The organism is Psychrobacter sp. CX18 (genome assembly GCF_057396215.1).
In genome coordinates this window covers 48,120-61,744 of record NZ_JBXYJH010000001.1, presented here as the reverse complement: position 1 = coordinate 61,744, position 13,625 = coordinate 48,120, and the positions used below count along the sequence as shown (strand labels likewise).

11 protein-coding genes are annotated in these 13,625 nt (G+C 40.6%); 6 read left to right on the top strand and 5 right to left on the bottom strand.

The genetic code is table 11. The features are described from left to right. The first annotated feature begins 3 nt into the window (after positions 1–3). Positions 4–2,415: a phenylalanine--tRNA ligase subunit beta gene (gene pheT, locus AC2SLT_RS00260; RefSeq protein WP_486545216.1), complete on the top strand. Its 2,412-nt coding sequence runs from the start codon at positions 4–6 to the stop codon at positions 2,413–2,415. A 560-nt stretch (positions 2,416–2,975) separates the two neighbouring features. Next, positions 2,976–3,311 carry an integration host factor subunit alpha gene (locus AC2SLT_RS00255; protein WP_486545643.1) on the top strand — a complete coding sequence of 112 codons (336 nt, stop codon included), beginning with the start codon at positions 2,976–2,978 and terminating at the stop codon, positions 3,309–3,311. A gap of 67 nt (positions 3,312–3,378) precedes the next feature. Here AC2SLT_RS00255 and AC2SLT_RS00250 read toward each other — a convergent pair whose 3' ends face one another. After that, positions 3,379–3,735 (bottom strand): hypothetical protein, encoded by a 357-nt coding sequence (locus tag AC2SLT_RS00250; RefSeq protein ID WP_486545214.1) that lies wholly within the window; start codon positions 3,733–3,735, stop codon positions 3,379–3,381. A gap of 593 nt (positions 3,736–4,328) precedes the next feature. On the opposite strand from AC2SLT_RS00250, the gene ypfJ reads away from it, so the two are divergent. After that, entirely contained in the window at positions 4,329–5,207 is an 879-nt protein-coding gene (ypfJ, locus tag AC2SLT_RS00245) for a KPN_02809 family neutral zinc metallopeptidase (RefSeq protein ID WP_486545213.1), read from the top strand. A gap of 166 nt (positions 5,208–5,373) precedes the next feature. Here the strand turns inward: ypfJ and rho are convergent, their stop codons facing one another. Continuing rightward, the gene (gene rho / locus AC2SLT_RS00240) at positions 5,374–6,642 is read right to left on the bottom strand and encodes a transcription termination factor Rho (protein WP_486545642.1); all 1,269 of its coding nucleotides are present in this window, start codon (positions 6,640–6,642) and stop codon (positions 5,374–5,376) included. A gap of 986 nt (positions 6,643–7,628) precedes the next feature. After that, on the bottom strand, positions 7,629–7,955 hold the full coding sequence (gene trxA, locus AC2SLT_RS00235; protein WP_486545211.1) for a thioredoxin: 327 nt from the start codon (positions 7,953–7,955) through the stop codon (positions 7,629–7,631). A gap of 450 nt (positions 7,956–8,405) precedes the next feature. Here trxA and AC2SLT_RS00230 point away from each other — a divergent pair, with 450 nt between their 5' ends. The 3 genes from AC2SLT_RS00230 (at position 8,406) to AC2SLT_RS00220 (ending at position 11,267) form a co-directional block, all read left to right on the top strand. Beyond that, positions 8,406–9,119 (top strand): RluA family pseudouridine synthase, encoded by a 714-nt coding sequence (locus AC2SLT_RS00230; protein WP_486545210.1) that lies wholly within the window; start codon positions 8,406–8,408, stop codon positions 9,117–9,119. A 235-nt stretch (positions 9,120–9,354) separates the two neighbouring features. Beyond that, positions 9,355–10,473 carry an MBL fold metallo-hydrolase gene (locus tag AC2SLT_RS00225; protein ID WP_486545209.1) on the top strand — a complete coding sequence of 373 codons (1,119 nt, stop codon included), beginning with the start codon at positions 9,355–9,357 and terminating at the stop codon, positions 10,471–10,473. Further along, positions 10,452–11,267 carry an SDR family NAD(P)-dependent oxidoreductase gene (locus AC2SLT_RS00220; protein ID WP_486545207.1) on the top strand — a complete coding sequence of 272 codons (816 nt, stop codon included), beginning with the start codon at positions 10,452–10,454 and terminating at the stop codon, positions 11,265–11,267. The genes AC2SLT_RS00225 and AC2SLT_RS00220 overlap by 22 nt, the downstream gene beginning before the upstream one ends. A gap of 372 nt (positions 11,268–11,639) precedes the next feature. On the opposite strand, the gene AC2SLT_RS00215 is transcribed toward AC2SLT_RS00220, so the two are convergent. Beyond that, positions 11,640–12,251, bottom strand: a complete 612-nt coding sequence (locus AC2SLT_RS00215) for a nitroreductase family protein (RefSeq protein ID WP_486545205.1) — start codon at positions 12,249–12,251, stop codon at positions 11,640–11,642. Between the two features lie 269 nt (positions 12,252–12,520). After that, complete coding sequence (locus AC2SLT_RS00210; protein WP_486545203.1) at positions 12,521–13,453, bottom strand: pirin family protein; 933 nt, start codon at positions 13,451–13,453, stop codon at positions 12,521–12,523. Positions 13,454–13,625 lie beyond the last annotated feature (172 nt).

The window sequence follows — 13,625 nt, the reverse complement described above, 5'->3', positions numbered from 1 at the left end:
TCTATGAAAATTAGTGAACAGTGGTTACGCCAGTGGGTGAATCCAAATAATAATACGCAACAATTGGCCGATCAGTTAACCATGTCAGGTCTAGAGATTGACGGTATCGAAGCCGTCGCTGCTGATTTTAGTGGGGTGGTTATTGGGGAAGTACTGTCTGTAGAGCCTCATCCCGATGCCGACAAATTGCGTGTTACCCAAGTAAATATCAATGCGGACGAGCCGCTACAGATCGTCTGCGGCGCCCCTAATGTGCGTGTCGGTATGCGTGCCCCCGTGGCGACAATCGGTGCCAAGTTACCAACTGACGATGGCAAAGGCTTTACTATTAAGAAAAGCAAACTTCGGGGTGTTGAGTCGCAAGGTATGCTCTGCGGTGCCTCAGAGATTGATCTGCCGGATGTGGTTGATGGTCTTCTTGAGCTACCTGAAGATGCGCCAGTGGGCACAGACATTCGTGACTACTTAGGCTTAGACAATAAGATATTAGATATCTCTATTACCCCAAATCGTGGCGACTGCTTCAGTGTGCGCGGTATTGCGCGTGAGATAGGGGTGTTAAACGGTTTGCCGGTGACAGTGCCCACGATTACCACACAAGCTAATGAGGTGGATAAGAGCCAAGACGTCGTTGTCGAAGCTGTCGAAGCTTGTCCACGCTATTTGGCACAGCCCGTCCTTAATATAGATCGTACTATCGAAACGCCTGATTGGATGCAGAAGTCTCTATTGCAAAGTGGGCAACGCTTGCATAACTTTTTAGTCGACGTTACCAATTATGTATTGCTAGAGCTTGGACAGCCTCTCCATGCTTTCGATGCGGATAAAATTGTTGGTACTATAACCGTACGCATTGCCAATGAAGGCGAACAGCTAGCGTTACTCAATGAGCAGACCGTGACGTTTAAAGGGGATGAGCTAGTTATTGCGGACGATGAGGGTATTTTGGCATTGGCGGGTATTATGGGCGGTATGCGTAGTAGCGTCACCGACGACACCACCAATATTGTGATTGAAAGTGCTTTTTTTGATCAAATCGCTATTGCAGGCCGCGCCCGTCGCTTTGGCTTACATACTGATGCGTCGCAGCGCTTTGAGCGTGGGGTTGATTTTGAATTGCCGGCCATAGCACTCAACCGTGCTGTTAACCTAATCAGTTCGATTGCAAATGGTCAAGCGGGTCAAGTAACCACTATTGAAAACTTAGAGTATTTACCAAAACGCACTCCTGTGGATTTACCCCTCTCTAAAGTGGCTGAGGTCCTTGGTATTGAGATTGATAAACAGCGTATTATTGAGATTTTAAGTCACCTTGAGATTGACGTTAAAGAGTCGCAACAAGACGATCAAACCATTTTGAGCTGCTTGCCGCCTAGCCATCGATTTGACATTGAGATCAAAGAAGATCTTATCGAAGAGATTGCCCGTATTTATGGCTATGACAATATTCCTAGTACGTTGCCCAATCTTGGCGTAGACATGCGCTATGACGACAGCGCCGATTTAACCCTCCGCTTAAAGCTGGCTATGGTGGACGCAGGTTATATGGAAGCCATTAGCTTTAGCTTTAGTGATGAGAAAGTCGAAAAAGTACTGGACGATCCAAAGCTTGGTAATCTGTTGGGTTTAGCAAATCCGATCTCAGCAGACTTAGCGGTGATGCGCCGTACTTTGCTCTCAAGCTTAATTCCTTGTGTACAGTACAATCTAAATCGCCAACAACCCAGAGTTCGCTTTTTTGAGACAGGTTTAAGTTTTGTTGGAGCGACCATAGAAGAGCTGGTACAAACGCCAAGCCTTGCAATAGTCGCCACGGGGGAGGTTAATCCTGAGCAGGCTCATGATAATCGCGCCATGGATTTCTTTGATCTTAAGCATGATGTTGAGCAACTATTACCGGCCACTATGGATGAGTCGCGTATCCGCTATCAGCGCAGTGAGCTGTCCTTTTTACATCCCGGTCAGAGTGCTGAGCTGCTCATTGATGGTGACGTCGTGGGCTGGTTAGGGCAGTTACATCCTAGCGTGGCACAAAAACTAGATTTGCCAACGACTTGGGTTGCCCAGTTGGCATTAGCGCCTATTTTAGAGCAATCTCGTAGCCTACATAGTATCCAAAGCCCATCGAAATTCCCACAAGTACGCCGTGATATTGCGTTATTAGTCGATGCCGATATCCCGCGTCAAGCTTTATCAGAGACCATACGTCAAGCGGGTGGTGAATTACTGCAGCAGCACTGGTTGTTCGATGTTTATCAGGGTGAGCATACCCCTCAAGGCAAGCGCTCAGTGGCGTTTGCTTTAGTATGGCAAGACATCGCCCAAACCTTGTCGGATGACGTCGTTAATAGTGCGGTTGAGAAAGTGGTGACTGCGCTTCAAAACGATCATGGCGCACAACTAAGAGACAGCTAGGCGGGGCTATAGTAGCAGATTACTTAATATTATTAATGTATGTTACAGTATATAGAACACTGACTATAAGTTAGAGCCTTTTAAAGGACAATTTAGGCTATGTTAATATGGCTATTAAATCCATTCTTATATTGGCTGTTGAGTTTGGCTGTTAGACTATGTTTCAGGATGGGTTGTGAGGTTGGGTTTTTAGTCAGGTTAGGTTGAGTGATTAAATAAATCTCTTAAAAAAGATTAAGGTGCTAACCCGATTTTTTGCAGCGTTTGCATATGTCTTATTCAATATGTTAAATTTCAGGTTTGGTTTTAGAGAGTTCTTTGACTATAGCAGCTATAGTATAGTAACCGTATTTATGTATTGGTACAGTATCGACCCTGCTTTAAACATTAATTGTATTATTAGCTCGGCTAATACGTTGTTCCAATTTTAAATGCTTAGATAAGTTTTAGTATCATCTTTACAGTGCCCATTTAGCAGGATGCTGGATAGGGGACATAATTATAAATTACTGCCTTTTGCTTAAGCACTGTGTATTTTAATCCCCAGTAAAGTAAGAGGTATAGACGAAAAGGAAGCCGTAATGACAGAAATAAAAGCTGAGACATTAACCAAAGCCGACATCATTGACCATCTGGTAGGTAAATTTGGTTTTACTCGGCAGCAAGGTCGTATTTTAGTAGATTCTTTTTTTGAAGAAATTTATGACAACTTAGTGGAAGGTAGAGATGTTAAGTTGTCAGGATTTGGAAACTTTATCTTGAAAGACAAAAAAAGTAGACCAGGACGTAATCCAAAAACTGGTGAAGAAGTTGAAATATCGGCTCGACGGGTTGTAACATTTAAAGCAGGTCAAAAATTACGCCGTCAAGTGGATGACAAACAACTACAACCGTAATTTTAAATTTAAAAACAAAAAAAAGAGAGCTAAATTAGCTCTCTTTTTTTGCATAATCAGTAATAAATTACTGAGCAACAGTTTCTTCGGTGCCATCTGCAGCAGCTTCAGCGGTAGCAGCAGCTTCGTCAGCAACTGGAGTTTCAGCTTCCATGTTGTTAGCTTCTTCAACAGCTTCAGCATCACCACTAGCAGCAGCAACTTCAGCCTCAGCAGCGGCAGCTTGGGCATCAGCTACAGCAGCTTGTTCATCAGCAACATTTGCGCCTTCAGCAGCAGCATCATTGATCTCAGCTTTTGCATCTTGTAACTCTTCTTGTGCATCATTAACGTCTTCAACAGCGTTTTCTTTGTTGCTGTCACAAGCAGCTAGGCCCATAGTAGCAGCCATTAAACCAGAAAGTGCGATTAGCTTGAAATTCATAGTATTCTCCAAATAGTGAAATATAACTGACTAAACATTTTATAAAAAGCCAAGCAGAATAAAGTATTAACTGTCATATAACTAATTACAAAACAAATATTGTAGAGTCAGAATTCGTTAGCGATTATACATCACTAATATTACATTTCAAAGTTATTTTGTTTAAATAAAATATTTAGATACATTTTTTAACGAAAACTTGCGATCTAAACCTATAAGTACCCGTTAATACCTATATTTATTGACTTGTAGAGAGTTTTTGAAAACTAAAATGATTTGAATACATATTAAATGACATATTTATGCATTAAATAGATGCTTTTTGAAGACCTATAACTGATTATAATATAATGACATAACTTAAAATACATTTAAAATTTTAATTAAATAGTCACTAAATGTTAAAATAAAATTTGCTTTCTTCATTATATAAATATAACTTTCTATAATACAGCAGCCTAATCTAAAACTTAAGACACACTTGAATCAAGTTTCTAGAGTTATTCTTTTAAAGTAGTACTCAAAAATGCTCTAAAGAAAGTATCTAAAAATGACCCCAAATAAAATTTAATGACATTCCGAGGCAAATACTGATGAAATGGCGTGATAGAAGACGTAGCTCAAATGTTCGTATGAGCGGTGGGAAAGCAGCTGGTGGCGGTATCTTTGGTATTATTATTGGTTTGGTTCTTTGGTTGGTATTTGGGGTGAATCCCATGACTGCTTTCCAAACGGGTCAATCAATGACTGCCGGAAGTAGCTCAACGACGCAACCGGTAGACGATAATAGTCGAGATGCACAGTTTGTTGAAACTGTTTTGGCAGATACGGAAGACGTTTGGCACCAAATTTTCCAAGAGTTTGGTGAAACTTATAAAGAACCGACATTGGTTTTATTTGAGGGAAGAGTGAGCTCTGCTTGCGGTAGTGCAACCTCTGCAACTGGCCCTTTTTATTGTCCAGGAGACCAGCAACTGTATTTGGATACCTCTTTCTTTAAGGAAATGCGGCAAAATATAGGGATTGCAGGTGATCAACAGGGATCTGGTGATGCAGAAAACCAAGGTAAAGCGGGTGACTTTGCGCAAGCCTATGTCATTGCACATGAAGTGGGACATCACGTTCAAACGTTACTTGGTACCTCGCAAAAAGTCAATCAGGCGCGCCGTCAAGTCAGTGAAGCACAAGGTAATGAGTTGTCTGTGCGTCAAGAATTGCAAGCCGATTGTTATGCTGGTGTTTGGGCCAATCGCAATCAACAGCGCGTGCAATTTTTGGAAGAAGGCGATATTGATGAAGCCTTACATGCGGCTAGTCAAATCGGTGATGATCGTTTAGCAAAAGCCAGTGGGCAATCCGTAGTACCAGATAACTTTACTCATGGTACCAGTCAGCAACGGGTAAACTGGTTCACCAGAGGGCTTGAAACAGGAGATATCCGTAATTGTGATACCTTCTCTGGCGCTATATAAACGACTTTCGTCTTCATCGATAGGTTGATAGATCTGATGCAACTAAATTAACATCAATTGACCAGAGAATAAAAAAAGACCGCTGTTCATCAGCGGTCTTTTTTTTATAAGCACTTAGGTATTTTTATAAGCACTTAGGTAATCGGGTGTCATCGCTCAGTTTAGCTTAGTTTTGCGATTTGCGCGTCATTTGATCAAAGAAATCATCATTAGTTTTGGCTTCTTTTAATCGATCTAATAAGAACTCAGTGGCCTGAGTACCATCCATAGGTTGCAGCAGCTTGCGCAAAATCCATACTTTACGTAGCGTGTCTTCATCAAGTAAGCGCTCTTCACGACGCGTTCCCGACTTTTTGATGTTAATCGCAGGGAAGACACGCTTTTCAGCTAAGTCTCGCTCTAGAGTGATTTCTTGGTTACCTGTCCCTTTAAACTCTTCGAAGATAACGCTGTCCATCTTACTACCGGTATCGATAAGGGCGGTTGAAATAATGGTCAAGCTACCCCCTTCCTCGATATTTCTTGCCGCACCAAAGAAGCGTTTGGGCTGAGCGAGGGCATTGGCATCCACACCACCGGTCAATACCTTACCTGAAGAGGGAACCACAGTGTTATAAGCACGAGCCAAACGGGTAATTGAGTCAAGTAAAATGACCACATCTTGTTTATGTTCAACAAGCCGTTTCGCTTTTTCAATAACCATCTCAGCAACTTGAACATGGCGCTGTGGTGGCTCATCGAAGGTTGATGCTACGACTTCTCCACGGACAGTACGCTGCATTTCGGTCACTTCCTCTGGGCGCTCATCTATCAGCAATACGATTAAGTAACATTCTGGGTTATTGCGGGTAATGGACTGTGCAATAGTCTGCAACAATACCGTTTTACCAGCTTTGGGCGGGGCAACAATGATAGAGCGCTGACCCTTACCGATAGGAGCGATAAGATCGATAACCCGGCCTGTTAAGTCTTCTGTAGTACCGTTACCCATTTCAAGTCTTAGCTGTTCTGTTGGAAATAAAGGCGTGAGGTTTTCAAAAATGAGCTTATGACGAGAGCGATCAGGGGTATCAAAGTTAATTTCACCGACTTTAAGTAAGGCAAAATAACGTTCAGAATCTTTAGGAGGACGAATGGTGCCTGCTATCGAGTCGCCTGTCTTTAAGCTAAAACGACGGATTTGACTTGGGCTTACATAAATATCGTCGGGGCCAGCTAGATAGGAGCCTTCTGAAGAACGTAGGAAGCCAAAACCGTCAGGCAGCACTTCTAGTACACCATCGCCATAGATGGCTTCCCCGTTTTTCGCATGCTTTTTTAATATAGCAAAAATGATGTCTTGTTTGCGGCTTCGAGCTAGGTTATCTAGCCCCATTTCCTTTGCAATATTAAGAAGTTCAGTAACGGAGTTCTTTTTAAGTTCAGTCAGGTTCATAGAGGTTTCGTTTGATGGTTGTTGAGTCATAGTCATTTGCCAGTACGCCAAAGTAAACTAAGCATATGCGATAAATAATAGAGGTCTAGACGATAGCGAGGTATCGCTATAGACAAGTGGAATTAACAAGTTCTGAAAGGAATAAAATAGTGTCATTAGCATGAAGCATTGGTTTAGATTTAATAAAAACTTATTTTAATAGACAGTAATATACAGATTTATAGAGTCACCATATAAGTAAATAATGCATTATAAAACTGCTTTAATAATTGTTATTCACAATTAATGTGTTACTCGGTCAGGTTGACTTAGCCTGTTAATGAAGTCTTGATGACAGTGTTTGGTGTATTAAACGTAGTCAACTTTATTGACCAAATTGACCGAGCTATCTGACTTAGACAAAGGTGGTAAATGATATCTTCGAGCAAAGATGAGGCATACTTTTTATTTAAGAAAGTGTGAAAAGATATAATGATTGTCAGTATGTGACTGATATCATCGATACTAGATCATAAAAAAATATTAATAACTGGCGCCATATCGAGCAGAAAGCACGTTATATGGGAAGCATTAAGGCAAGGAATGATCGAGCAGAGATTGCGTGCAGATTAGGGTCTACTTGTTAAAAGGGATCAACAAAGTGCGTATTTCTAATTGCAACTCACAAATTGACAATAGGTATTCTCTAGGACTCAAACTATACGGTGTTTACCCGCTTTATGTCAATGGTTTTGTTAAACTAAAGCAAAATTTAAAAGAAAGCAGCTTAATATTGTTCCTTAAGCTAAAAATTGTTCATAAAATAGCTCTAAACAATTCTAAAAAGAATAACTTAAAAAGATAAGCCCTAAGAAGATAAACTCTAAAAATGTAAAGTGACCGTTATTAAACAGTCACTTTATCATCACTGGCAAAAATGATGCCACTAGACTCTAATGATTTAAATAGAAATTTATATCAAATAGCGGTATCCATTAGTTAGTAGCTTATAGATGCTTATCTAATAGGGCAGCAAGATCCGCTTTTGGTTGTAAGCCCATGACCGTGTCTACTTTTTCGCCACCTTTAAATACCATTAACGTTGGGATGCTACGAATACCAAAACGGCTGGCTGTTTCTGGATTTTCGTCAACATCAATTTTCACAATAGTGACTTTGTCTTTATATTCGTCAGCTAATTCTTCAAGAATAGGCGCGATCGCTTTACAGGGTCCACACCAGGCTGCCCAAAAGTCTAATAATACAGGGAGCTCAGAATTAATAACGTCTTGATCGAAGTTGGCATCTGATGAGTTAATGATTAAATCTGACATGGTTGTATCCTTATGAAATAATAATAAAGTATAGAAATGAAAGGGAAGAAAGTAAATAGGTATCAAAAGATCGTATCAGTCAACCCAAGCTGTTACTGTCCAAAGTACAAGCGGGTGCTAATTGAAGAACATATTACCAATAATAAAAAAAAGGTAAGATTCGTTAAATTATACGCACTATAATACCATTATTAGATTAAATTTTTGTTCTTACCCCGTTAAGTATGGTTGATAATTGGTATTGATGTAATTGATGGTATACTCCTGCTATGGATTGGCTTAAGTATATTACCGGCAGTTAATCCTCTATTTAACCTGATACCAATTCTAGAAATTAACTTATCGAGGAAGACGCGTACAAACGCTACCAATACTAGGTTCAGCGAGACTGACAAAGATAGATTATTTTATAGAAAAGGTATTACACACCTTCAGCCATTGCGACACATTATGCCATTATCAATTGAAACCGTTAATCGACTAAATATTGAAGAAAATCAATACAACGAGCAGTTTTTTAAAGATTTTTTATCTCGAATTACCCTCTATGAAGATGAAGATATTCTACTCGTCAATAAGCCTGCAGGACTACTGAGTATTGACGGTAAAGACTTAAAGGTCAGCCTATTATCAAGACTTGAGCGGGCAATGCCTGAGGTGAAGCTGATCCATCGACTGGATATGGATACCTCAGGCTTAATGATATTTGCTAAGAACAAACTAGCACAGACCCATATTAGTAAGCAGTTTATTGAGCGTATTCCCCAAAAGGAATATCAGGCCATCGTGCAAGGCACTTTAGCAATACCCGGCAAAAAAGGGGAGATCAATATTCCTGTGCGCTATGAACCCAGTATTAAGCCCAAACATGTCGCAGATCCTGATTGGAAAAAGCATGCCTTAACTCGTTATGAAGTCTTACATCATGAGCTTCGTAAAGGTAAACCCGTCACCCGTGTGGCCTTACATCCTGTAACGGGACGTAGCCATCAGTTGAGGGTGCATATGGTGCATTTAGGACACGTCATTATTGGCGATCCGATTTATGCAGAAGGGGAAGCATTGGGCCTAGCACCGAGATTAAATTTGCACGCGCATAAATTACGCTTAAAACACCCGACCATGAATACGTGGATGGCGTGGGAGAGTGACGTTCCCTTTTAGAGTAAGTTCTAAATTTTTAGAAAAAACTTTCTTTCGTTTGAAACAGGTAGTATTTTATAAATGGTAGTAGTTAATGGTAATAGGTGATGTCATATTTTGACGATGACCACCCATTGTTCGTGTTTAGTGTCCTTTCTTTCTGAACTCATCTTTTATTTGAAGCCAAGCTTGTGTTAGACACCAAGCTTGTATTTTAACTAAATACACCTCTTCCCTCTCATACAAGGATAGTCATATGAGTATTATTCATCCTTTCTCTCACTTTAAATCAGCCCGAGATGCCGCAAAGCCATTAGATCGGGTTGAAGATGTTCGAGGGGCTGCAACAGACTTTCGTAACACCATGCTAGGTAAGCCAAAAGTAAAGTTTTACAAAACCTTTGAGCTTATCCGTATTCCGTATCCTACTAAATACGGCTATCTGAATGCCTTCGGACTACCCACGCCCTACCTGCATATCTGTAATAAACTGTTTGTCATTCAATTTGATAGTGAAGAAGGTATAAAAACCTTGCTCGTCAGTCCTTCTGATTGGGAACATCAACGAGATACGCCTTATTTCTACCATATGCTACAAGATACAGGTGTCTTAGCAAAACCAGTTGAGACGTTAATCGTCAAACCTAAAAACACCGTTTTGGGGGCACTTAAACAGCTTGGTCTAGATCCTGCAGATGTGGATTATATTACCTACGATCATTTGCATACTCAAAATATTACCCGGTGGTTAGGCGGTCAACGTGATGGCGAAAGTCACGCTGCTATTTTCCCTAATGCAAAGTTATTGGTCATGCGAGAGGAGTGGGAAAGTACGCAAGCACTACTGCCATGGCAAAACCAGTGGTATTGTCCTGGAGGTATTGATGGGGTAGAGGACAGTCGTATTGAGTTGTTGGATGGTGATGTGTTTTTAGGAGACGGCTCTGTAGCGCTCATGCATACAAAAGGCCATACCGAAGGCAATCATTCGATTGTGGCACATACTGATCAAGGACTATTGGTGACATCTGAAAATGGTGTTAGCATGGATGCTTATGCACCACAGCACTCTCAAATTAAAGGATTGGCTAAATATGCAGAGTTGACCCAATCTGAAGTGGTGATGAATGGGAATACTTTAGAATTTGGGGTGGATCAATACCTGTCAATGATTCAAGAAAAAACGGTCGCTGGTCCTTATCCTAAAGATGAGCGTTTCTACAATATGGCGTTATCTTCAGAGTCGGCCGGTTTTACGCTATTTCCAGGGACTGCGCCAACCGTACGTATGGGCGAATTAGAATTTGGTAAATTCACACCCAAAACTAAAAAAAATAAAAAAAGAGGTGGGATATGGCGCAAACTTATATCGTAACAGGCGCTGCATCTGGTATTGGATACGCACTAAGCCAAAGACTGCTAACATTGGGTCATAATGTCTGTGCCTGTGACCTCAATTATGAGGCGTTACAGGCGCAATATTTGGATCACGCCTTAGCCGATAAAGGGGGGCCACTTATATTGCAGCAACTAGATGTGCGCCGTAATGAGGACTGGCAAGCGATGGTGGAGCGCGTGCTCAGTCAATGGCAAAAGATTGATGTATTGTGCAATGTTGCGGGCGTTCTTAAAGAGAATTGGATAGCAGATATTGTGGTGCCAGATGACGTTGATTTTCATTTTGATATCAATGTTAAAGGTACTGTATTTGGCACCCAAAGCGTGGTCGAGACGATGATTAAGCAGGGCAGTGGTCATATTATTAATATAGCATCACTCGCGGCGTTATCCCCTGTACCTGGGTTATCGCTTTACAGTGCCAGTAAATATGCAGTGCGCTCGTATTCATTGGCGGCCGGTATGGAGCTTGCAGAACATGGTATTGCGGTGACAACCTTGTGCCCTGATGCGGTACAAACACCGATGCTGGATCAACAAAAAGATAAGGAGCAGGCTGCGCTTACTTTCTCTGGCAATCGTACTTTAAGTGTTGATGAAGTGGTTGATGCTATTGTCGGACCGGTATTACAGAAACGTCCGTTAGAGATGGTACTGCCAGCGAGTCGTGGTGTGGTGGCAAAAGTTGCCAATATGTTCCCACAAACGACCGGTCGATTTGTCGATATCTTCCAAAAGCAAGGAGCTAAGCGACAAGCAAAAAGTGAATAGTAATGTTAAAAATGTGGGCCTAACAATAAACACCAAAAATAACTTATCTTTGCCAAACGCTCTTAGCCAACAATGGGTTTGTTTCCAAAATAGGTTCAGTTTCAAAATAGGTGAATTTCAAAAATGCTATCAGAGTGTTCAACAGACCCTAAATAAAGGTCAATAAAAAAGCAGCCCTAATTTCTCAGGGCTGCTTTTTAGATCTCATTAGGCATTATGTATATCACAATGCTCATTTAAAGAGATTATTTTTAATACCTTTTCTATAAAATAACCTATCTTTGTCAGTCTCGCTGAACCTACTATTTGTAGCGTTTGCACTCGTCTTCCTCGATAGGTTAATTTCTAGATTTGGTATAAGATCAGCGATGATTATTTACCAAAAACTTTCATACGTTTTTCGATAGATTCAAACTCTTTGTCGCCAGCTGGTGCTTCAATACCACCGAATACCATTTGAGCAACAAGATCCCAATTCTTATCAATGTTCCAAGTGCTCGCAACTTGGCTATCGATTAGTGGGTTATAGTGCTGTAAGTTTGCACCAACATTAACGCTGGCTAGTGCAGTCCAAATAACATATTGATGCATGGCATTGGTTTGCTGTGACCAAGTTGGGAATTTGTTTGCATATAAAGCAAAGTTGTTTTGTAAGTACTCTACAACGCCTTGGTCTTCAAAGAATAAAACAGTACCAGCGCCCGCTTTAAAGCCTTCAAGTTTTTGTTTAGTGCCTTCGAACTGCTCATCATCTTGTACTACTTTACGTAGCTCGTCTTCAGTGATTTGCCAAAGTTTTTTATGGTCTTCGCCAAATAATACAACGATACGAGTTGATTGAGAGTTGAAAGCTGATGGGGTGTGCTTGATAGCATGCTCAACGATATCAACAACTTGTTGTTTATCAACAGGAAGTTGATCATTTAAAGCATAGATTGAACGACGAGCTTCTGCAGCGTTTTGAAGGGTTTTTAAGTCTGACATAATAAATCTCCATTAAACTAAATTGGTTAATTAACAATTATTTTGTTTATACATTGACACATATCAAAGTGTGACTCAATGTTATAAACAGACCCTAGTCTCAAGTACTCATTTTAATGCTTCGTTTTTCTTAGTTATCGTACTTTAGATCACTCAAATAACTTGAGACAATTATAAAAACTTATGCTTAGAACTGACATTGTATTTTTGTAAAATATTTTAACAATGACCTACCTAAATTAACTATTAATAAATAATTAAAATAGTATTTATTCTTTAAAGCCTTCTGGTAAAGCAGGGGCCTCTAAGCGCTTCAAATCCGAATCGACATTACCAAAGCGAGGATGGTGATTGTTCCAATCTTCAATGGCTTGTTCAATATCTTCTTTGTTGTCTGAGACAAAGTTCCACCATAGTAGAACCTTCTGGTTCAATGGCTCACCGCCTAATAGCATAAAACGAGTGCCTTTCTTACCTGAAACCTTAATTGTCGTCTGCTCTGTCACATCATCAAAACGGATTAGTTCATTTTGCTCATATTGAGTGCCGTTATAGTCAACACCGTCAACGACCATCAATATGCCATACTCCAAACCCGGTTCTAAGGTTAAGTTGACGTCACCATCTTCGACAAGATGAACATCTACCCCAACAAGTTTTGAGTATTGAATAGTCGGCGCTTCATACCGATCACCTTCTGGGGTGGTGTACTCACCTGTTGTCAATACAAGTTCAGCACCTTCTGCAGTCCAGCTTGGTAGCTCTGGATAATGATGGAAGTTACGTTCAATCTTCTGATCTAAAGGCAACGCAATCCATAATTGGACCATATTCATACCGCGCCATGCGTTGGCTGAACCACCAGTATCTGGAAAAACGCTTTGTTCGGTATGGCTAATGCCCTGATCTGGTCCAGTGCCTGCGGTCATGACGTTGACTTGGTTTTTGGTGATGACTTGCTTATTACCAATACTGTCTTTATGCAGTACTTCGCCATCAATCATCCAACTAAATGTCTGCAAATTGATATGGGGGTGACGACCGACTTGCATACCCTCTTCATCTTCGCCAAATTCAGCGGGGCCGGCATGATCCATAAAGCACCACGCACCGATAGGCTCCTTGCCTTTATTAGGCAATAAACGGGCAATAGGAATACCACCAACATCGGCTAAGCGGGGTTCAAGTGTTTTAGTTTTCATATTTACCTCTAAATATTTATTATTTATGATAGCTCAATAGTATTACTAATAGGTTATAAGAATTAAAAGGTATGTATCAAAAGTTGTATGAATACCGTGTTAAAAAATATTATTAACCATATATGAGCAAGGGGAAGTAGTACAGTAGTTTATCTCACTATTTTAAAATAAG